Raw genomic sequence first — 18,500 nt, 5'->3', positions numbered from 1 at the left:
GCTCGCTGCTGAACGCTTTGACCGGCCGCCGCGCGATCGCGCGTACCTCGGTGACGCCGGGCCGCACGCAGGAGCTGAACTTCTTCGAAGTGGGCGAGCCGACGCTGTTTCGCCTCGTCGACATGCCCGGCTACGGTTTTGCCAAGGCCCCGGTCGCGGTGGTCGAGAAATGGCGCAAGCTGGTCCGCACCTATCTGCGCGGACGGCAGGTGCTGGCCCGCAATCTGGTCCTCGTCGACAGCCGCCACGGGCTGAAGGATGTCGACCGCGAGATGATGACAATGCTCGACGAGGCGGCGGTCGGCTATCGCGTAGTCCTGACCAAGGCCGACAAGATCAAGGCGAGCGAGCTGGCCAAAGTGGTCGCCGCGACCGAAGCCGAAGCCAAGAAACACGTCGCCGCTTATCCGCATGTCCATGTAACGAGCAGCGAGAAGGGCATGGGGATCGACGAATTAAGGGCAGCGGTGCTGAGCGACGCGGGGGTCTGAGTCGCCGGATAAGTCGACAGATTCACGTATTCTCCGGTGTTTTTTGCGCGTTTGCACGCAGCAAGGTTTTAATCCGTGTTAACCGTCGTGTGCCAATAGAATGGGCCCCGAAGCCGGGTTCACCCATGGAAGAGACACGCGAATGAGCATGAACGAAGTCTGGGCCCGCGCACTTACCCATATCGGGAACGGCGTCGTGATCCTGGACGAAGCCGAGATCATCCAGCTGATCGGTCCGAAGGCCCTCACCCTGTTCGGTTGCGACGCGAATTCGATCGGTGAGGGGAGCAGCCTCGGAGAATTCCTGGCCTGTATCGGCCGGAAGGTCGGCTGGTCCGAAGAGCGGATCGCCAATGTCCACGAAAATCATCGGACCTGGAAGTCGGCCGGCGAGGACAAGGAAATATTCCATCATTTCGACGATGGGATGATCCTCAGAATTTCCTATTTTCCTTCCCACGGCAAAGGCGCCGTCCTGACTTACGATGACGTCACGATCGAGCGGCAGCTCGCCAGAATGATGGAAGCGCGCCAGACCGAGGCCGACCTCTTTCACGAACAGGTCCAGTCCACGATTTCGTCCGTGGCCGACGCGTCGAAGGACACGCGCAGCCAGCATGGCCAGGGGCTGTCGGCGGCACGCGAAGCGTCGGCCTCTATCACCGAACTGGCGACGGCTTCGGAACGATCGGCGAACTCCCTGAACGATGCATCGGCCATAACCGGCGACATCGGTACGCTGTTCGAAGAACTGGTCTTCGATCTCGATGGGGTGGCGTCGGAAACCCGCATCGCCGTGGAGAGCGCCCGGGCAGGAAAGACCATAGCAGACACGTGCGTGACGCGGGTCGACAGCGCCAACGATGTCCTCGGTATCATTCGCTCGCTCGCCGACAAAAGCCGCCTTCTCTCGCTCAACGCAAGGATCGAGGCTGCCTTGGCCGGAAACGCCGGTACCGGCTTCGCCGTGGTGGCCCAGGAGGTCAAATCGCTCGCTCAGCAGATCGACGAAGCTGCGGCAAAGACGGAATCCGATCTCGTCGAGATGCGGGAAATGGTCGGGCAGGCCTTGGCCGCCAACAATACGATCGAAGCGGCGATCGTCAGTATCAACGATCTTTCCCAGGCCTTGCGGACCAAGACAGCCGACCAGAAGACCAAAATGCGATCCGTGACGCGTACGATCGATGAAACGGCGGCAACGGCATCCTCCATGCGGGACATGAGCCGGAGAGCGGATCGGGACGTCGGCAAACTCGTCGCCACGCTGGATGGGACGGAGCAGCGTTTCCGCAGCGTCGATCAGACGGTTTCGGTGCTCGTGAACGGTGCCACGCGCTTCAAGGAAGCGCATCTGGCGAGAAGCGAAGCCGCTTAGGCGGGAGGCGAAGCAGCTGCTCGCCCGCGTGCCGTGCGCAGGCGCGCGGCTTCCGCGCTACTTCGCGAAGATCATCGCATCGTCGGCAAACGCCTTGAACTCAAGCGCGTTGCCGCTGGGGTCGCGGAAGAACATGGTGGCCTGTTCGCCCGGCTGGCCCTTGAAGCGGATCGTCGGCTCCATCGCGAAAACCGTGCCTGCTGCGACCAGCCTGTCCGCCAGTTTCTGCCAGTCCTCCATCTCCAGCAACACGCCGAAATGCGGAACAGGCACGTCTTGGCCGTCGACGGAATTGCTTGCGCGGTCTCCGGCCTCGCCGCCCGTATGCGCTACCAATTGATGGCCGAAGAAATCGAAATCGACCCATTCGTCCGAGCTTCTCCCCTCTCCGCAGCCGAGCAGGTCGCCATAGAAGGCGCGTGCCTCCGCCAGGTCGCGGACGGGGAAGGCGAGGTGGAAGGGGCGCAGTGTCATGATGCTTTCATACCGCTGGCCGAGCGATGCGCCTAGAGCCCGCATCCGCCTCGACAGCGTCCCGGCGAGCCTTTACCGCGCGACCAAGCAAACGGGGCATCCCATGAAACTGATTATCGGCAACAAGAACTATTCCAGCTGGTCGCTGCGCGCCTGGCTTGCGGTCAAGCAATCGGGCCTCTCCTTCGAGGAGATCACCGTGCCGATGTTCGGCGAACAGTGGGAAAGCGCCAAGCAGCAGGACGGGTTCCAGGCCTCGTCGGGCAAGGTGCCGATCCTGTGGGACGGCGAAACCGTGATCTGGGACAGCCTCGCGATTCTTGAATATTGCGCGGACAAGGTCGGGCGCGAGCGGTTCTGGCCCAAGGACGATACCGCGCGCGGCATGGCCCGCGCGATGGTCGCCGAAATGCATTCGAGCTACCACGCGCTGCGCAGCGAATGCGCGATGAATATCAGGAAGCGCTTCGAAGGCGTGCACCTCACCGATGCGTGCAAGCACGACATCGTGCGCATCCTCGGCCTGTGGGCGGAAGCGCGGGCGCGCTTCGGCGATGGCGGGCCGTTCCTGTTCGGCACGTTCGGCGCGGCGGACGTGTTCTATGCCCCCGTGGTCAGCCGCTTCATCAGCTACGGCATCGGCGTGCCCGGTTTCGCCGCGACCTATATGGAAGCGGTGTGGGAGCACGACTGGATGCAGAGCTGGATCGCCGCCTCCGAGAACGAGGAATGGGTGATCGAACAATACGAAACCGCGCCCGGAGAAGCCTGATGCGCCTGTTCGCACTTATCGCCGCCGCATTCGCGCTGGCGCTGCCCCAGACGGCCTCCGCTTGGGGGTTTTACGCTCACACCATCACTGCCGACATCGCCGAAGCGAATGTGAAGCCCGAAACGCGCCGCGCCATCGAGCGGTTGATGCGGGCCGAAGATCAGATCGGCACGCCCGATTGCCCGCTGGCGACCATTCAGGACGCGTCGGTATGGCCCGACTGCCTGCGCGGCGAAGGCTGGCGCTGGGCCTATACCTTCCCCTGGCACTACCAGACCGAACCGATCACCGAGGAATACAGCGACCGCAAGAATTGTTCGGGCGGATCCTGCGTCAGCGCGCAGGTCACGCGCAATCAGCGCGTGCTGGCCGATGAAAGCCTGCCGGAGAATGTCCGCCTCGAAGCGCTCGCCTTTCTGGTCCACTTTGCGGGCGACATCCACATGCCGCTTCATTCCGGCGATCTCGACGATCGCGGAGGGAACGACCGGGTAGTCGATTACGGGATCGTGCCGCAATTAAACCTGCACTGGATCTGGGACGGCCCCTTGGCCGAGCGTGCGATCAGCGGCAATCCGCCGGTGGTGCGCCGCTACACGGCAGCCGAACGCGCGGAGCTGGCGGGCGGCGGCCCGGCGGATTGGGGTCGTGAAAGCTGGCAACTGTCGCGCGATTTCGTCTATCCCAACGCCTATGGCTGCGATCCGTGCACGGGCGATCTGGCAGAGCGGACCGTACTCGACCAGCAGGCGATCGATCGCGCCATTCCGATCGCACGACGGCGCGTATTGCAGGCCGGGCTGAGGATTGCCGAAGCGCTCGACGCCGCGTTCGCGCCGGGACCGCTGGTGGTGGACGAACGCTAGGCCGGGCGTTCCGCGTCGTACCGAGTGCCGTCCTTGCGGGCATACCCCTCGGCATCGAATACGAGATCGATATCGGAATATTCGCCCGAATCCTTCGCGCGGTCCCCGCCGCTGATTGCCACGTACACGCACGGCTCGTCGGAGCGATTGTGGAGCCGATGGCCGTCATCCACACCCGCAGGCCAGGCGAGGACATCTCCGGCGCGTACCACGGTCTCGCCCCCATCCTCGATCAGCACCGCTTCGCCTTCGAGCATCACCACCAGCTCGTCCTGCCCGCGATGCCAGTGCCGCTGTGACGAATACGCGCCCGGCTCCAGCGTCACATGGCTCGCGCCCAGCTTGGTCAGCCCTGCGACGGGCGCGAGGCGGCGATACCAGCGGCCCGCCACGTCCTCGTCGAAAGGCGTCGGATAGCCGGTGAGATTGGTTTTCGGGATGGCGTCGAGATCGAGCTTGGGCATGGGCGCGCACTCCTGCTAGCGCACCAAGGATGACCGATGTTCTCGACTTCGCCAAGCGGCTGATCGCCGCGCCCAGCGTCACCCCCGCCACCGGCGCGGTGTTCGACGCGATGGAAGACATGCTGGCTCCGCTCGGCTTTACAGTCACGCGTTTCACGCGGGGCGATGGCGAGGCGGGATCGCCGGAGGCGCCGGTCGAAAATCTCTTCGCGGTGCGACGCGGTCCGGCGGGATCGAAACATTTCGCCTTTGCCGGCCATCTTGACGTGGTCCCTCCGGGTGAAGGCTGGGCGAGCGGGGCGTTCGAGCCGGAAATCAGAGGCGATCTGCTTTACGGGCGCGGCGCGGTCGACATGAAGGGGGCGATCGCCTGCATGGCGGCGGCGGTGGCGGATGTGCCGGAGGATGCGGGTACGATCAGCTTCATCATCACGGGCGACGAGGAAGGCCCCGCGCTCCATGGCACGCGCGCGCTAATCGACTGGATGCGCGAGCACGGCGAAGAGCCCGATCTCTGTCTCGTCGGCGAACCCACCAGCGTCAATCGCCTGGGCACCATGATGAAGATCGGCCGCAGGGGCTCGGTCAATATCTGGCTGGAGGTCGAGGGGACGCAGGGCCACGTCGCCTATCCCCACCTCGCCGACAATCCCATCCCGAAGCTGGTCGCCATGCTAGCCGAATTGGACGCGCTGGTGCTCGACGAGGGCACCGACTGGTTCCAACCTTCCAATCTCGAAATCACCGATCTGGAAGTCGGCAACACCGCCCACAACGTCATCCCGGCCGTGGCCAAGGCGCGCATCTCGATCCGCTTCAACGACACGCATTCGGGCGCCTCGTTGTCCGAAAAGGTCGTCGCCATCGCGAAGAAGCATGGCGGCACTGCGCTGCCCATCGTCTCCGGCGAGCCGTTCCTGACCCCGCCGGGCGAGTTTTCCGCCATCATCGCCGACGCAGTAAAGGCGGAAACCGGCGTCGATCCCGAGCCTTCCACCACCGGGGGCACGTCTGACGCGCGCTTCCTGCGCGCCGTATGTCCGGTGATCGAATTCGGGCTGGTCAATGCGACCATGCACAAACGCGACGAGGCCGTGGCGGTAGAGGATCTGCACGTCTTGACCCGGATCTACGCGCGTATCGTCAAGGCGGCTCTGGCCTGACCTTCCCGCTTTCGGGGAGGATTCCTGCAAGCACGCTTCCCTTCCCTCCTCGCTTTGCGTAGCTTCGCGCGAAATTCGGGTAGGGAAGCCAAAACATGAAAACCTGGTTCGCCATTCCGCTGTGGCAGCGCGTCATCGCGGCGCTCGTTCTCGGCGTGATCGTCGGCTTCGTCTGGGGGCCGGGCGCGGAAAGCATCAAGATCATCGGCGATATCTTCATCGCCTTCATCAAGATGCTGGTGGTGCCGCTGATCTTCTTCAGCCTCGTCGCAGGCGTCGCCAGTATCGGGGATTTGAGGAAGCTCGGCAGCGTCGGCTGGCGCGCGTTGTTGCTGTTCGTCGTGACCGGGCAGATGGCGGTGTGGCTCGGCCTTGCCATCGGCAGCTTCTTCACCCCCGGATCGCGGATCGATGGCAGCACGATGGCCCTCGATCAGGGCGCGCTCGAAAATGCGCAGGCGCGGCAGGAACAGGCGGTCACCTTCCGTGACATGATCCTGGAAGTGGTGCCCGACAGCCCGGTTCAGGTGATGGCGGATGTGAATGTCCTGCCGCTGATCGTGTTCTCGCTCTTGATCGGCATCGGCATTCTGATGGCGAAGGAAGAGGGCAAGCCCGTGCTCGCCATCTTCGAAAGCGGATCGGTGGTGATGCAGAAGGTCACCATGATCGTGATGGAACTGACTCCGTTCGGCGTCTTCGCGCTGATGGCGTGGGTAGCGGGCACGCTGGGGCTGCAGGCGCTTCAGGCGCTCGGTATCCTCGTCGCGCTCAACTATTTCGGCTGTCTGCTGATAATCGGGCTGATCTATGCCGGGATGATCAAATTCCTGGCCAAGCTGCCGGTGATCGATTTCTTCCGCGGGATCACCGATGCGATCGCGGTCAGCTACTCGACCGCCAGCTCCAACGCGACCCTGCCTGTGACCCTGCGCTGTGCGGAGCGTAATCTCGGCGTGTCGAAATCGGTCGCCGCCTTCGTGATCTCGCTGGGGGCAACGATCAACATGAACGGTACGGCCATGTATCTCGGCCTCGCCACGATCTTCGGGGCACAGGCCTTCGGCGTGGACCTGACCTGGAACGATTATTTCCTGATCTCCATCCTCGGCACGCTGGGCGCGATCGGCGCGGCGGGCATTCCGGGTGCGGGCCTGATTATGATGGTGCTGGTGTTCGGCGCGGTCGGCGTGCCGCTCGAAACCATCGCTCTGGTTGCGGGGATCGACCGGATCATGGACATGATGCGCACTACGACGAATGTCAGCGGTGACGCGGCGGTGGCCGTGACGGTGGCGAGCATGACGGGAGAGCTGGACCGCGCGGAGATGATCTCGGCGGACGACGTCTAGGGATCAGGAGCCCATCGCGTCTTTCGTCCGATCGACATATTCGACCGGGACGAAATCGCCGAGACCGCAGACAGCACCCCGCGATGCGCCGCCGTCGATCGGATCGATCACGCGGACCGTCTGATTGGCGCATAACTGACCGGCCAGCGGCTCGTAGGCGATCGAGCGCAGCGATCCCAAGCGCGGGCAGGGCGAGGGGAGCGTGTTGCGATAGATGGTCGAGCCCAGCCGGAAATCGATGGTGCGGTCGTCCTGAACCGTCTGGCGCGAGATCAGCGAGGTGTTTATGCAGCGCTGCGCCTCGCCCACCGCAGCGGCGGGGCGTGCATCGCTCACAAAGGTGCGGCTGGTGCCGAGCGGGGCGCAGCCCGATATCAGCGCGAGGCTTGCCGAGATGAAGCCGGAGTAAAGTACGGGGCGGAGCATCGGTCGTCTCCTTGAAAGGCGGCTTCGCCGTTTGAAGCCTACTCCTTTCGAACCGGCGCCTTGCGGGCAGGTTCCGGAGTCTTCTTCCGATAACTGCACAGATCCGCCACCCGGCAGCGCCAGCATTCGGGCGTGCGTGCCTTGCAGACATAGCGGCCGTGCAGGATCAGCCAGTGATGGGCATGCAGGCGGAAGGGCTGGGGAACGCGCTTCTCCAGCTTGGCTTCGACCTGATCGGGCGTCTTGCCCTTGGCGAGGCCGGTGCGATTGCCGACGCGCAATATGTGCGTGTCGACCGCGAAAGTCTCCTGACCGAACCAGCAATTGAGGACGACATTGGCAGTCTTGCGCCCCACGCCGGGCAGGCGGACGAGATCCTCGCGCGTGCCGGGCACCTCGCCCCCGTATTCGTCGACCAGAAGCTGCGAGAGCGCGATCACGTTCTTGGCCTTGGAATTGAACAGGCCGATCGTCTTGATATGCTGCTTCAGCCCCTCTTCACCCAGGTCGAGCATCTGCTGCGGCTTCTCGACTTCGCGAAACAGCGCGCGGGTCGCCTTGTTGACGCCGACATCGGTCGCCTGCGCGGAGAGCGCCACGGCCACGACGAGCTGGTAGGCATTGCCGTATTCGAGCTCGGTCTCGGGCGCGGGGTTGTCCTCCGCCAAGCGGCGGAAGAATTCGAAGATCTGGTCCTTGGTCATGCGCGTCAGAGGCCGAGGACGTCGTCCATCCGGTACCGCCCCGGCTCGCGCCCGATCAGCCAGCCCGCCGCGCGGATGGCACCGCGCGCGAAGATCGAGCGGTTTTCGGCGCTGTGGGACAGAGTGATGCGCTCTTCCTCGCCCGCCAGAATCACGCTGTGCTCGCCCGCCACGGTGCCGCCGCGCAGGCTGGCGAAGCCGATCGCGCCTTCCGCCCGCGCGCCGGTCTGGCCGTCTCTCCCCCGTTCCGAATTCTCGGCCAGCGTAATCTCGCGGCCCTCAGCTGCCGCCTCGCCCAACAGAAGCGCGGTGCCGCTGGGTGCATCGACCTTGCGACGGTGGTGCATTTCCAGAATCTCGATATCCCAGTCCGGCCCCAGACGCTCAGCCGCCTCGCGCACCAGATGGGCAAGCAGCGTCACGCCGAGCGAGGTGTTGCCGGTCTGAAGCACGGGCACCGCGCGCGCGGCATTGTCGATCGCCTGATGGTGGCGCGCTTCCAGCCCGGTAGTGCCGATCACCAGCGGAATGCCTGCCCCGATCGCCGCGTGGAGATTGGCGTCCAATGCCTGGGGCGCGCTGAAATCCACCAGCACGTCCGACCGGTCGGCAAGCCCTGCCGGATCGCCACCGCGATCGATCCCGCCCGATAATTCGTGGTCCGATCGCTCCACGACGGAGATCAGGGCCGCGCCCATTGCTCCTTCGCTCCCGATTATACCGATCCGCGCCATTGCCACTCCCCGCTCGCCTGTGCTTGAACGTCCGCATGGCCGACCGATCCGACATACGCAATATCGTCATTCTCACCGGCGCTGGCGTGAGCGCGGAAAGCGGCATCGACACCTTTCGCGCGGAAGGCGGGTTGTGGGAGCAGCACCGGGTCGAGGATGTCGCCACGCCCGAAGCGTTCGAACGCGATCCGGAGCTTGTGCTGCGCTTCTACGACATGCGCCGCGAAGCGATCCAGACGAAGCAGCCGAACCCCGCGCACGAGGCGCTGGCCAAGCTGGACCGCGAATGGAGCGGCGAGTTGTTGATCGTCACGCAGAATGTCGACGATCTGCACGAACGCGCCGGGGCGAACCGCGTGCTGCACATGCACGGCACGCATCTCAACGCCTGGTGCACTGCCTGCGACATACGCAGTCCATGGCGGGGTACTCTGATCGACCGGCCCGCCTGCCCCGATTGCGGCGAGAAGGCCTTGCGCCCCGATGTCGTCTGGTTTGGCGAGATGCCTTACGAGATGGACCGCATTTTCGCCGCGCTGCGCGAAGCGGATCTGTTCGTCTCGATCGGCACGTCGGGCGCGGTCTATCCCGCCGCCGGTTTCGTCCGGAACGCGCGCGATCTCGGCGTACAAACGCTCGAACTCAATCTCGAAGCCAGCCAGGGCTCGCACTGGTTCGACGAATCCCGACACGGCCCGGCGAGCGTGCTGGTGCCCGAATGGGTGGAGGAGATCGTCGGGAGATGAGAAGCGCTGCCTTCATCCTGTTCGCATCTTTTCTAGGGCTTCCGAGTTGCGATCAGAAAACCCCGGTCCTCTCCGAGGATGATGTCGCTCTGGTCCGTAACACCTTTCCGACTATGACCAAAGAATGTGTTGAAAGGGCGAAGCGCGAAGGGTTCGAAGCGCTGAACGGCCCGACAGATCGCTGCTTCCCCATGCAACGCCAGCGGGAATGGGTAGGCCTTTGGGTAAACGAGTTTGAGGGTTCTCGTTTCTGTCCAGCGCCAGCCACGGAGTGCAAGCTGACGGAATATGGGACTGGGACCTATCTAACGTTCTCCGAAGGCCAGAGGCCAGTCTCCGTAGATCGTTTTCAGGACGGCGCGATCTTCCAAATTAGGTTCCTAGGCCGAAAAACGCAGGAGTCCGGATCGTTCGGCCATATGGGGGGCAATGCGCACGAAATTATCGTAGATCGCTTGATCTCGTTGCAGCCGCGAAACGGAAACTCCGACAATATGGCGCGCTGACTGGGAAGGAAAATGACCAGGCAGGAAGTTCGTGCTGATAGGTTTTCACGCTTGAGCTAAACCATCATTCTCCCGATCCGCATCCCTTGCAGGCCGGATCCTTGGCAATGCGGAAACTGCGCATGGCGGGGGCCATCCCGTCCATCAGATGCACCGTCCCCCATTGGGCGCCGCCGAAATCGGTGACCCCGTCGAGCAGGACGCGTACTGCCTGCATCGCGGCGAAGCTGGCGGTCCAGCCGGCCATCGCGCCCAGCATCCCGTCCTCGGCACAGGTGTCGCAATCGTCCGCGTCGAACGCATCGCCCACGAAGCAGCGGTAGCAGGCCTGATCCTCGCGGTGCCCGGCAAAGGCGCCCACCTGGCCCTGAAAACGGCCGACCGCAGCGGCGAGCAAGGGCACGCCCGCGCGCACGCAGGCGTCCGACACGGCGAGGCGAGTGGCGAAGGTATCCGTCCCGTCGAGCACGAGATCGGCATCCTCGACCAGCGCCTCGGCATTGGCGGCATCGATCCGGCGATCGCTGATCGTCACGTCGAGGTCGGGGTCGAAGCCGGTGATCCACCGCTTGGCGATCACTGCCTTGCCATGGCCGATATCGCGGGTCGAATAGAGTGTCTGGCGCTGGAGATTCGACAGTTCGACCCGATCGTCGTCCACCAAAGTGAGCTTCCCGATACCCGCCGCCGCCAGATATTGGAGGGCCGGGCTGCCGATCCCGCCGAGCCCGATCAGAACGAGATGCCTGCCCGCCAGCGAGACCTGCCCCGCACCGCCGATTTCAGGCAGGACGATATGGCGCGCGAAGCGGTCGAGGCGGGCTTCGGACAAAGCGGGGCCGCGAGTCATGGTTCGCCGTCTTCGGAAAGGGCTCGCTCGCGCTTGAAGCCGTGCATCCCGTTCCACCACTGGAGCGCGATCACCGCGCCCTTCGACGGCTGGATGAGCGCCATCAGCATCGCGATCGCCATGGCGAAGACGATAATGGTCAAGGCGAGGATCGAAAGCTCGAAATCGAGCACCAGCATGATCAGGATCGGTGCGAGGACGTGGCCGGTGATGAAGATGGCGACATAGGCGGGAAAATCGTCGGAGCGCTGCTCACGCAGGTCGAGCGCGCAGCACGGGCAATGATCCTTGGGCTTCAGCCAGGCGCGGAACAGCCGGCCCTCACCGCACCGCGGACATTTGCCGAGAAAGCCGCGCAGGATCGCGGCCAGGAAGCTGTGCGGCAAGTCGTAAGATGGTGGGGAGGGGGCCATGCGCCTGCCCTAGGCGTTCGAAGGCCGCGCCGGAACCCAATTTTCCGGCGCGGAGTCAGCGCTAAGATCGAATCCCTCAGCTTTCCAGCTGGCGCAGCAGGCTGCGCACGTCTCCGTCCATATCGGCATCGCGCTGACGCAGATCCTCGATCAGGCGGACGGCGTGGATCACGGTCGAATGGTCGCGCCCGCCGAATTTGCGGCCGATCTCGGGATAGCTGCGCGGCGTGAGCACCTTCGACAGATACATCGCCACCTGGCGCGGGCGCACTACGGCGCGGGCACGGCGCTTGCTGCTCATTTCGCTGCGGTCGATGCGGTAGAACTGGCAGACGGTCCGCTGGATCTCGTCGATCGTTATCCGGCGGCGATTGGCCGACAGGATATCGGTGAGCTGTTCTTCGGCCAGCTGGAGCGAGACTTCCTGTCCCGTCAGCTGGGCATAGGCGATCAGCTTGTTCAGCCCGCCGACCAGCTCACGGACATTGCGCGTGATGGTACGAGCGAGGAATTCGATTACATCGCCCGGCACTTCGAGCGGGGCGAACTTAGTCAGCTTCGATTCCAGGATCGTCTTGCGCAATTCGATATCGGCGGGCTGGATGTCCGCGACGAGGCCCATCGATAGGCGCGAGAGCAGGCGCGGTTCGACTCCGTCGAGCGCCTGGGGCGCGCGATCCGCGGCAAAGACCAGGCGTTTGCCTTCGGCCAGCAGCGCGTCGATCGTATAGAGCAGCTCCTCCTGCGCCGAAGCCTTGCCGATGATGAACTGGATGTCGTCCACCAGCAGGAGATCGAAGCTGCGCAGGCGCGCCTTGAATTCCATCATCTGGTTCTGTTTCAACGCCTGGACGAATTCGACCATGAAGCGTTCGGCGCTGCAATAGAATATCCGGCTGCGCGGATGGGATTTCAGAAAGCTGTGGCCGATCGCGTGCAGCAGATGCGTCTTGCCCTGACCGGTGCCCGCCTTGAGATAGAGCGGGCTGAACTGGGGCTGCTCGGGTGCGGCCATGCGCTGGGCGGCGTTACAGGCCAGCACGTTCGCTTCGCCGGTCACGAAGGCTGCGAAAGTGAGCGAAGCATCCAGTCCGACATGCGATGTGAAACCAGCATCGCCGATCGTGTCGGCGGCTATCGCCATCATGCCGGTGTCGGCACCGTCATTGGCGGCGCGCCGCCCATCGGAGTGAAGGTGCGGGTCGGCGACCTTGCGGCGGCCGGGATGCACGCTGATGCGCACATTGCGCACTTCGGCGGACGCGATCTTCCACGCGAGCGAGAGGCGATCCGCAAACCTGTCCTGCACCCATTTCGCCGAGAATTCGGTGGGCAGGAACAGGTCGAGCGTGCCGGTTTCGCGGTCGATCCCGCCGATTTGAATCGGCTTTATCCACTGGCTGTGCAGCTGGTGGCCCAGATCCTTGCGCAGGCCCTGGCTGATATCCGCCCAGTCCGCCGCGAGATTGATAGCTTCGAGGTCTTCCATTAAATCGTCCCGACCCTTCTGCCGTTCCGGCTGGCGCTCTTGCGCCCCGCCACTTGTTCTACCCATCGTACGCACACCCGTCCCGTCACCGGAAACGCACGCATTTCCAGCGCCCCAAGCCCCCGAGAAGGCATTTCGATAAAGCTTCGCACTGCCCCGGAATCGCTGATCCGGCGGCTCCCCCGCTCAATCAGATTGTGAAGCCGGGCGCTGTCCAGTCGCCCGGCGTGGCCATGTTGTAGGTCGGTCTCGAAGCGAGTCGCAAGTGGGGACAAGGCAAAAAATCTGAAATAAAGCGCTTGACCCGCCAAGACCCGCAGGCCGCCGTTCAAGCCAATGAATCGGTTCGTTTTTATCCGCTCAAACGCTCGCGAATCATGAGATTCCGGAGGCTTGCGCGCGGCGCATGTGACAGGGCGGTTACGGGTCTGAGACACGGTATGACGAAGGGTGCTCAGACGCGAAAAGGCCGCTGCGATTCCTCGCAACGGCCTTTCCGAATATTCGTGGCTTGCCGACCCGCAAGGGCCGGTGCAGCCGCTTGTCTTAGAGGGCGGCGACCCGCTTCGACAGCCGGCTCATCTTGCGCGCGGCGGTGTTCTTGTGGATCACGCCGCGCGACACGCCGCGGGCCAGTTCGGGCTGCGCGGCCTGAAGGGCATCGCTCGCAGCTTTCTTGTCGCCTTCGGCCACTGCGCTTTCGACCTTCTTGAGGTGCGTGCGGATGCGGCTCATGCGGGCGGTGTTCACTTCGGCCCGGCGCTCGTTGCGGCGGATGCGCTTCTTGGCTTGCGGCGTATTGGCCATGTCGGTCCTTGTCTGGCTCGTAGCTTGGGCGCCTGCCTGATGGAGCGGCGCGTTGGTTGATCGAATCTCGAATTAAAGAGACGGCGCATTACCGCCGGAAAGCGGCGCACATACGGGGGCGGGCGCGAATCGTCAAGGAATTTACCGCGCGGCCGGATCAGCGCTGACAGACCGGGCAGAACCATGTGCTGCGCCCGGCCTGTACCACGCGGCGGATCGTGCCGCCACAGCTCTCCTCATCGGCGCGGTGGCAGGCCTGCCCCTCGCGCCCGTAGACGTCGAAGCGGGTGGCGAAATAGCCCAGCTCGCCATCGGGCTGCGCAAAATCGCGCAGGGTGGAGCCGCCGTCGCGGATCGACTGTTCGAGGACGTCGCGGATCGCGGGGACGAGCCGTTCGAGCTGGGGCCGGGTGACCTTCGCCCCGGTCTTGCGCGGATCGATGCGCGCGCGCCATAGCGCCTCGCAGACATAGATATTGCCGAGCCCGGCGACCACGCGCTGGTCCAGCAGGAGCAACTTGATCGCGGGCTTGCGCCCCGCGGTCGCGCTGCGCAGATGCGCTGCCGTCAGCGCATCGCCCAACGGTTCCGGGCCGAGCGCGGCGAAGGGTTTCCAGAGATCGAGCTCGGGCACCGTCAGCAAATCCACCGATCCGAAGCGGCGCGGATCATTGAGGGCGAAGCGGTGCGCGGCAGTTTCCAGCACCAGATGGTCGTGCGTCTCCGCGCTTTCGGGATCGATTCGCCAGCGCCCGCTCATGCCGAGATGAAACACCATGACGTGATCGCGATTGGTATGGATCAGCCCGTATTTCGCCCGGCGCGACAGGCCAGATACGCGCGCGCCGGTGAGCGCCTGGACGAGGTCGGGCGGGAAGGGGCGGCGCAGATCGGGGCGGTTTACGGTCACCCGCGTGATCGTTTCGCCGTCGAGATAGCGCGCCAGCCCGCGCACCGTGGTTTCGACTTCGGGAAGTTCCGGCATGATCTGCCTCTGACACCCCTTTGCCGTCCCGGCAATTCCCCCTAAGGCTTCGCGTCATGGATCAGCCCACTCCCGACCACGACACTGTCTCCTTCGGATACGAGGATATCGCTGCGGACGAGAAAGCCGCCCGCGTCGGCGCGGTCTTTTCGAATGTCGCCAGCAAATACGACATCATGAACGATGCGATGTCGGGGGGCATGCACCGGCTGTGGAAGGACCGCTTCGTCAAACGGGTGAAGCCCCAGCACGGTGAAGCGGTGCTCGACATGGCGGGGGGCACGGGCGACATTGCTTTCCGCATGGCGGAACGCGGCGCGGAAGTGACCGTGGCCGATATCAATCAGGACATGCTCGACGTCGGGATCGAACGCGCGATGGAACGCGGCATCACCGGCCTTTCCTGGTCGTGCCAGAACGCGGAAGAGCTGAGCTATCCCGCGCGCCAGTTCGACGCCTATACGATCGCCTTCGGCATCCGCAACGTGACCCGGATCGACAAGGCGCTGAGGGAAGCGCATCGCGTGCTCAAATTCGGCGGGCGGTTCTTCTGCCTCGAATTCAGCACTGTCGAATGGCCCGGCTTCAGGGAAGCCTACGATCTCTATTCGCACAAGCTGGTGCCGCAGATCGGTAAGATGGTGGCGGGTGACGAGGATAGCTATCGCTACCTGATCGAATCGATCCGCCGCTTTCCGCCCATGCCGGAATTTGAACGCATGATCCGCGATGCAGGCTTCGAAAACACGCGAGTGGAGCCGATCATGGGCGGTCTTGTCGCGATCCATTCCGGGTGGAAGGTCTGAGCATTTGACCAGACCCGCAACGCATATCTGGCGACTGGGGAAATGGGCGCGCATCGCCGCGCGCCACGGCGCCTTGCGCGGTGTTCAAAACGATCCGAACACCCCGGCTCCGGTCAAGCGGCTGATCGGCCTCTTCAGCATTGGCACGGTAAAATCCCGCCAGCCCGATTACGCCGGTGCCTTCCAGGCGATCGGTCCGGCCGCAATCAAGCTCGGCCAAACACTGGCGACCCGGCCCGATCTTGTGGGCGAGGATGCGGCGTCGAACCTTCTCGGGTTGCAGGACAGTCTGGCGCCCGTGCCCTTCGCGCAGATCGAGGCGGCAATGGAAGCTGCCTTCGGCCAGCCGCTCGACACGCTGTTCCAGTCGATCGAGCCCGATCCGGTCGGCGCGGCCTCAATCGCGCAGGTCCATCGCGGCGTCACCACCGACGGGCGAACCGTGGCGATCAAGGTTCTTCGCCCCGGCATCCGCGAACGCTTCGCGCGCGACATCCAGACCTACGAATGGGCGGCGGCGCATCTGGAAGCGATGGGGACGGGCGAAGTGCGCCGCCTGCGCCCGGCGCTGACCATCGCCAATTTCAAGCGCTGGACTCTGCGCGAACTCGACCTCAGGCGCGAGGCGGCGAGTGCGTCCGAACTCTCGGAAGCGATGCGCGGCACGCCGCGCTATATGATTCCGCAGGTCGATTGGGATCGCACCAATGGCCGGGTGATGACGATCGAATGGATCGACGGCACCAAGATATCACGCACCGAAGAGCTGATCGCGCAGGGACATGATCTGCCCGATCTGGCCGAACGGCTGGTGCTGGCCTTCCTCAAACAGGCGATCAGCTACGGCTATTTCCACGCCGACATGCATCAGGGCAATCTGTTCGTGAAGCCGGACGGGACGATCGCGGCGATCGATTTCGGTATCATGGGCCGGATCGACCGGCAGGCGCGGCAATGGCTGGCGGAAATCCTCTACGGGCTGACCACGGGCGATTATCGCCGCGTCGCCGAGATTCATTTCGAGGCGCAATACGTGCCTTCCCACCATTCGGTCGACGAATTCGCCACCGCGCTGCGGGCGGTGGGCGAACCGATGCGCGGCAAGCCGGTGAGCGAATTGAGCGTCGGCCAGATGCTCGATGGGCTGTTCGCCATCACGCGCGATTTCGACATGCAGACCCAGCCGCATCTACTTTTGCTTCAGAAAACGATGGTGATGGTCGAAGGGATCGCCACCCAGCTCAATCCCAAGATCAATATGTGGGATGTGAGTGCGCCCTTCGTGCGCGAATGGATCCGCGACGAACTGGGCCCCGAAGCCGCGCTGGCCGACCGGATTCGCGAGGATACCGAGACGCTGCTGCGCGTGCCTGCGCTGATCCGGCGGCTGGAAGAGATGTATCCGCCGCGCGGCGGTGCGCCCGAACCGCCGCCTCTGCCGGAGATCGAGCTTATCGGCGAGCGGCGCAAGCGCGAGCGGGGCTGGTTAGGCTACCTCGTCGCGGCTCTTGGCGGAGGGGGACTGGCATGGCTGGCCGCGGCGCAGGGCTGGATCGGCTGATTTCGGGGCGTTTCGGCGCGCTGCCCGAGCGTCCGTTACGCCTTTTCCCGCGCTGGGCGGGCGTTCTCCTGCTGATCCTGACGGCCATCGCTTGCATCGCCAATGCAACCAGCCTGCAAACGCTCGACCAGCGGCTGCAAACCCAGAACTCCGCGCGCAGCGAAGAAGGCGCGCGAGTCGACATGGATCTCTACCGCACGATCAATGCGCGCGTGGCGGCGGGCGAGGAATATTACGCGGTCGCGACCGACGAACATCGGCGCACGAAATACCCTACCGCTCCGTTCGTTACCGTCCGTACGCCGGTGCTGGCCTGGACGACGGCGCTATGGGATGCTGCGGGATGGCGGGCCATCGCGATCCTGTTGTGGGTCGCCGATATCCTGGCTTGGCATGCGGCGCTCAAGACGCGCGGCTCGCGGTACGAGCGGATGGGGGCGGCAGGGCTGGTGGCGCTGTTCGGCGTGGTCGCGCTGATTCCCGAGATCGCGACCAGCCACGAAGCGCTTGCCGGACTGATGATCTCACTCGCGCTGGCCCTGTCGGAACGATTTTTTCCGGCCGCGCTGGCTCTGGCCTTCTGCGCCAGCGCGCTGCGGTTGCTCGCCGTGCCGTTCCTGCTCTTATGGACTGCGCTGGCGATTTCGCAAAAGCGATTGTCGCGGGCGATGGCGTTGGGGGCCGCTCTGGCGGTCCTCGCGATCGGATTGGTCCTCCACGCGAATGCCGTGGCGGCGGCGCGTCTTCCGGGCGATCTCGTTTCGGAAGGGTGGCAGGCTCTGATCGGCCCGGCCTTGCCGCTGTACGGGATCAACCTGCTGACGATCCTGCAGGAGCTTCCGGCCTGGATCGCCGGGCCGCTCGGCGTGCTGCCGCTGCTCGGCTGGGCCGCGCTGGGCGGGCGGCTGGGGACGCTGGCGCTCGGCTGGTTTGCCGGGTTCCTCCTGTTCGTCGCCCTGTTCGCGCGGCTGGAGAATTTCTACTGGATGGGCCTCGTCGTGCCGGCCTACGGCGTAGGCCTCGCTTTCGTGCCGCGCGCCATTGTGGACGCGCTCAGCCTGCGCGAAATTTCGAGCGACGCCGCCGCCACGGCCACACCTTGATGGCCAGCGCCAGGATCGCGACATGGCCGAGTTCTACCGCCATCGGCAGCCACCAACCTTCATAGCTGCCCACGACCAGCAGATTGATCAGCCGTCCGGTAAAGGCGATTGCGAAGAGAGCGAGCGGCACGGTCAGCACGTCGCCCCGGCGGCGCCACGCGCCGAGGCCCATGAAACCGGCAGCGACCAGGAAGAAGGCCGTGAAGTCCGCCCGCATCGCCGAAAGTCCCTCGGCTCCGCCATTCAGTGCATCAACCGCCGACAGTCCGAAATCCGCGCCCGATGCCGCCGGGTTCACGAGAAAACCCACGCCCAGCATCAGATCGAGCAGCGCCAGCAAGGCGACGAGGGCGCTCAAGACGAAATGCATTGTTTTCTCTCCCAATCTTCGATTCGCGCGTTAGGCCTGC

The 18,500-nt window shown here is 64.3% G+C and carries 21 protein-coding genes; 10 read left to right on the top strand and 11 right to left on the bottom strand.

Annotated features, from left to right (window positions below):
• Nucleotides 1-491: ribosome biogenesis GTP-binding protein YihA/YsxC (yihA, locus tag A3736_RS07125; RefSeq protein WP_067680972.1), on the top strand; the 491-nt coding region annotated here is incomplete at its 5' end.
• A gap of 142 nt (nt 492-633) precedes the next feature.
• Entirely contained in the window at nt 634-1,869 is a 1,236-nt protein-coding gene (locus A3736_RS07120; protein WP_197465531.1) for a methyl-accepting chemotaxis protein, read from the top strand.
• Between the two features lie 57 nt (nt 1,870-1,926).
• Here A3736_RS07120 and A3736_RS07115 read toward each other — a convergent pair whose 3' ends face one another.
• On the bottom strand, nt 1,927-2,343 hold the full coding sequence (locus tag A3736_RS07115) for a VOC family protein (RefSeq protein ID WP_067680966.1): 417 nt from the start codon (nt 2,341-2,343) through the stop codon (nt 1,927-1,929).
• A 103-nt stretch (nt 2,344-2,446) separates the two neighbouring features.
• On the opposite strand from A3736_RS07115, the gene A3736_RS07110 reads away from it, so the two are divergent.
• Together A3736_RS07110 and A3736_RS07105 are read left to right on the top strand one after the other, a co-directional pair.
• Nucleotides 2,447-3,115: a glutathione S-transferase family protein gene (locus tag A3736_RS07110; protein ID WP_067680985.1), complete on the top strand. Its 669-nt coding sequence runs from the start codon at nt 2,447-2,449 to the stop codon at nt 3,113-3,115.
• Entirely contained in the window at nt 3,115-3,981 is an 867-nt protein-coding gene (locus tag A3736_RS07105; protein WP_067680964.1) for a S1/P1 nuclease, read from the top strand. Before A3736_RS07110 ends, A3736_RS07105 begins: the two co-directional genes overlap by 1 nt.
• Here the strand turns inward: A3736_RS07105 and A3736_RS07100 are convergent.
• Nucleotides 3,978-4,445 (bottom strand): cupin domain-containing protein, encoded by a 468-nt coding sequence (locus A3736_RS07100; protein WP_067680956.1) that lies wholly within the window; start codon nt 4,443-4,445, stop codon nt 3,978-3,980. The genes A3736_RS07105 and A3736_RS07100 overlap by 4 nt on opposite strands.
• Before the next feature lie 29 nt (nt 4,446-4,474).
• Between A3736_RS07100 and dapE the strand changes: the two genes are divergently transcribed.
• Both dapE and A3736_RS07090 read left to right on the top strand, forming a co-directional pair.
• Complete coding sequence (gene dapE, locus A3736_RS07095; protein ID WP_067680953.1) at nt 4,475-5,608, top strand: succinyl-diaminopimelate desuccinylase; 1,134 nt, start codon at nt 4,475-4,477, stop codon at nt 5,606-5,608.
• Between the two features lie 95 nt (nt 5,609-5,703).
• On the top strand, nt 5,704-6,960 hold the full coding sequence (locus A3736_RS07090) for a dicarboxylate/amino acid:cation symporter (protein ID WP_067680950.1): 1,257 nt from the start codon (nt 5,704-5,706) through the stop codon (nt 6,958-6,960).
• 3 nt (nt 6,961-6,963) lie between these two features.
• On the opposite strand, the gene A3736_RS07085 is transcribed toward A3736_RS07090, so the two are convergent.
• Genes A3736_RS07085 through dapB form a run of 3 tightly spaced genes read right to left on the bottom strand, consistent with a single transcriptional unit; the run spans nt 6,964 to nt 8,824 of the window.
• Entirely contained in the window at nt 6,964-7,386 is a 423-nt protein-coding gene (locus A3736_RS07085; protein WP_067680947.1) for a hypothetical protein, read from the bottom strand.
• A 38-nt stretch (nt 7,387-7,424) separates the two neighbouring features.
• Nucleotides 7,425-8,090: an endonuclease III gene (gene nth / locus A3736_RS07080; protein WP_067680944.1), complete on the bottom strand. Its 666-nt coding sequence runs from the start codon at nt 8,088-8,090 to the stop codon at nt 7,425-7,427.
• Between the two features lie 5 nt (nt 8,091-8,095).
• Nucleotides 8,096-8,824, bottom strand: coding sequence for a 4-hydroxy-tetrahydrodipicolinate reductase (gene dapB / locus A3736_RS07075; RefSeq protein WP_067680941.1), 729 nt, complete (start codon nt 8,822-8,824; stop codon nt 8,096-8,098).
• Nucleotides 8,825-8,859: 35 nt separating this feature from the next.
• Here dapB and A3736_RS07070 point away from each other — a divergent pair, with 35 nt between their 5' ends.
• Nucleotides 8,860-9,570 (top strand): NAD-dependent deacylase, encoded by a 711-nt coding sequence (locus tag A3736_RS07070; RefSeq protein ID WP_067680938.1) that lies wholly within the window; start codon nt 8,860-8,862, stop codon nt 9,568-9,570.
• Between the two features lie 570 nt (nt 9,571-10,140).
• Here A3736_RS07070 and A3736_RS07060 read toward each other — a convergent pair.
• From A3736_RS07060 to mutM, 5 genes are all read right to left on the bottom strand, one after another.
• The gene (locus A3736_RS07060) at nt 10,141-10,926 is read right to left on the bottom strand and encodes a HesA/MoeB/ThiF family protein (RefSeq protein ID WP_197465530.1); all 786 of its coding nucleotides are present in this window, start codon (nt 10,924-10,926) and stop codon (nt 10,141-10,143) included.
• The gene (locus tag A3736_RS07055) at nt 10,923-11,339 is read right to left on the bottom strand and encodes a DUF983 domain-containing protein (RefSeq protein WP_067680932.1); all 417 of its coding nucleotides are present in this window, start codon (nt 11,337-11,339) and stop codon (nt 10,923-10,925) included. Before A3736_RS07055 ends, A3736_RS07060 begins: the two co-directional genes overlap by 4 nt.
• Nucleotides 11,340-11,415: 76 nt before the next feature.
• Nucleotides 11,416-12,828, bottom strand: a complete 1,413-nt coding sequence (gene dnaA, locus A3736_RS07050; RefSeq protein WP_156502030.1) for a chromosomal replication initiator protein DnaA — start codon at nt 12,826-12,828, stop codon at nt 11,416-11,418.
• A gap of 546 nt (nt 12,829-13,374) precedes the next feature.
• Nucleotides 13,375-13,635, bottom strand: coding sequence for a 30S ribosomal protein S20 (gene rpsT, locus A3736_RS07045; RefSeq protein WP_067680929.1), 261 nt, complete (start codon nt 13,633-13,635; stop codon nt 13,375-13,377).
• Between the two features lie 157 nt (nt 13,636-13,792).
• Complete coding sequence (gene mutM / locus A3736_RS07040; RefSeq protein WP_067680926.1) at nt 13,793-14,620, bottom strand: bifunctional DNA-formamidopyrimidine glycosylase/DNA-(apurinic or apyrimidinic site) lyase; 828 nt, start codon at nt 14,618-14,620, stop codon at nt 13,793-13,795.
• A 56-nt stretch (nt 14,621-14,676) separates the two neighbouring features.
• Between mutM and A3736_RS07035 the strand changes: the two genes are divergently transcribed.
• Genes A3736_RS07035 through A3736_RS07025 form a run of 3 tightly spaced genes read left to right on the top strand, consistent with a single transcriptional unit; the run spans nt 14,677 to nt 18,090 of the window.
• Entirely contained in the window at nt 14,677-15,426 is a 750-nt protein-coding gene (locus A3736_RS07035) for a class I SAM-dependent methyltransferase (protein ID WP_067680923.1), read from the top strand.
• A 4-nt stretch (nt 15,427-15,430) separates the two neighbouring features.
• On the top strand, nt 15,431-16,987 hold the full coding sequence (gene ubiB / locus A3736_RS07030) for a 2-polyprenylphenol 6-hydroxylase (protein WP_067680920.1): 1,557 nt from the start codon (nt 15,431-15,433) through the stop codon (nt 16,985-16,987).
• Nucleotides 16,954-18,090, top strand: coding sequence for a hypothetical protein (locus A3736_RS07025; protein WP_067680914.1), 1,137 nt, complete (start codon nt 16,954-16,956; stop codon nt 18,088-18,090). The genes ubiB and A3736_RS07025 overlap by 34 nt, the downstream gene beginning before the upstream one ends.
• Here the strand turns inward: A3736_RS07025 and A3736_RS07020 are convergent.
• Complete coding sequence (locus tag A3736_RS07020) at nt 18,041-18,460, bottom strand: hypothetical protein (RefSeq protein WP_067680911.1); 420 nt, start codon at nt 18,458-18,460, stop codon at nt 18,041-18,043. The two genes, A3736_RS07025 and A3736_RS07020, sit on opposite strands and share 50 nt — an antisense overlap.
• Between the last annotated feature and the right edge of the window lie 40 nt (nt 18,461-18,500).

Source organism: Erythrobacter sp. HI0063 (assembly GCF_001635685.1).
Lineage (GTDB): Bacteria > Pseudomonadota > Alphaproteobacteria > Sphingomonadales > Sphingomonadaceae > Qipengyuania.
The sequence above is the reverse complement of the archived record's forward strand: the minus strand, read 5'-3'. Positions and strand labels throughout refer to the sequence as shown.

Bases quoted from the DNA above. Each gene is read 5' to 3' on its own strand.
- A3736_RS07070 (WP_067680938.1), top strand. From the start codon at position 8,860: ATGGCCGACCGATCCGACATACGCAATATCGTCATTCTCACCGGCGCT.
- A3736_RS07055 (WP_067680932.1), bottom strand. From the start codon at position 11,339: ATGGCCCCCTCCCCACCATCTTACGACTTGCCGCACAGCTTCCTGGCC.
- A3736_RS07035 (WP_067680923.1), top strand. From the start codon at position 14,677: ATGGATCAGCCCACTCCCGACCACGACACTGTCTCCTTCGGATACGAG.
- A3736_RS07115 (WP_067680966.1), bottom strand. From the start codon at position 2,343: ATGACACTGCGCCCCTTCCACCTCGCCTTCCCCGTCCGCGACCTGGCG.
- dapE (WP_067680953.1), top strand. From the start codon at position 4,475: ATGACCGATGTTCTCGACTTCGCCAAGCGGCTGATCGCCGCGCCCAGC.
- dapB (WP_067680941.1), bottom strand. From the start codon at position 8,824: ATGGCGCGGATCGGTATAATCGGGAGCGAAGGAGCAATGGGCGCGGCC.
- A3736_RS07020 (WP_067680911.1), bottom strand. From the start codon at position 18,460: ATGCATTTCGTCTTGAGCGCCCTCGTCGCCTTGCTGGCGCTGCTCGAT.
- A3736_RS07100 (WP_067680956.1), bottom strand. From the start codon at position 4,445: ATGCCCAAGCTCGATCTCGACGCCATCCCGAAAACCAATCTCACCGGC.
- A3736_RS07090 (WP_067680950.1), top strand. From the start codon at position 5,704: ATGAAAACCTGGTTCGCCATTCCGCTGTGGCAGCGCGTCATCGCGGCG.
- rpsT (WP_067680929.1), bottom strand. From the start codon at position 13,635: ATGGCCAATACGCCGCAAGCCAAGAAGCGCATCCGCCGCAACGAGCGC.
- dnaA (WP_156502030.1), bottom strand. From the start codon at position 12,828: ATGGAAGACCTCGAAGCTATCAATCTCGCGGCGGACTGGGCGGATATC.
- A3736_RS07085 (WP_067680947.1), bottom strand. From the start codon at position 7,386: ATGCTCCGCCCCGTACTTTACTCCGGCTTCATCTCGGCAAGCCTCGCG.
- A3736_RS07120 (WP_197465531.1), top strand. From the start codon at position 634: ATGAGCATGAACGAAGTCTGGGCCCGCGCACTTACCCATATCGGGAAC.
- A3736_RS07025 (WP_067680914.1), top strand. From the start codon at position 16,954: ATGGCTGGCCGCGGCGCAGGGCTGGATCGGCTGATTTCGGGGCGTTTC.
- A3736_RS07060 (WP_197465530.1), bottom strand. From the start codon at position 10,926: ATGACTCGCGGCCCCGCTTTGTCCGAAGCCCGCCTCGACCGCTTCGCG.
- mutM (WP_067680926.1), bottom strand. From the start codon at position 14,620: ATGCCGGAACTTCCCGAAGTCGAAACCACGGTGCGCGGGCTGGCGCGC.
- nth (WP_067680944.1), bottom strand. From the start codon at position 8,090: ATGACCAAGGACCAGATCTTCGAATTCTTCCGCCGCTTGGCGGAGGAC.
- A3736_RS07110 (WP_067680985.1), top strand. From the start codon at position 2,447: ATGAAACTGATTATCGGCAACAAGAACTATTCCAGCTGGTCGCTGCGC.
- A3736_RS07105 (WP_067680964.1), top strand. From the start codon at position 3,115: ATGCGCCTGTTCGCACTTATCGCCGCCGCATTCGCGCTGGCGCTGCCC.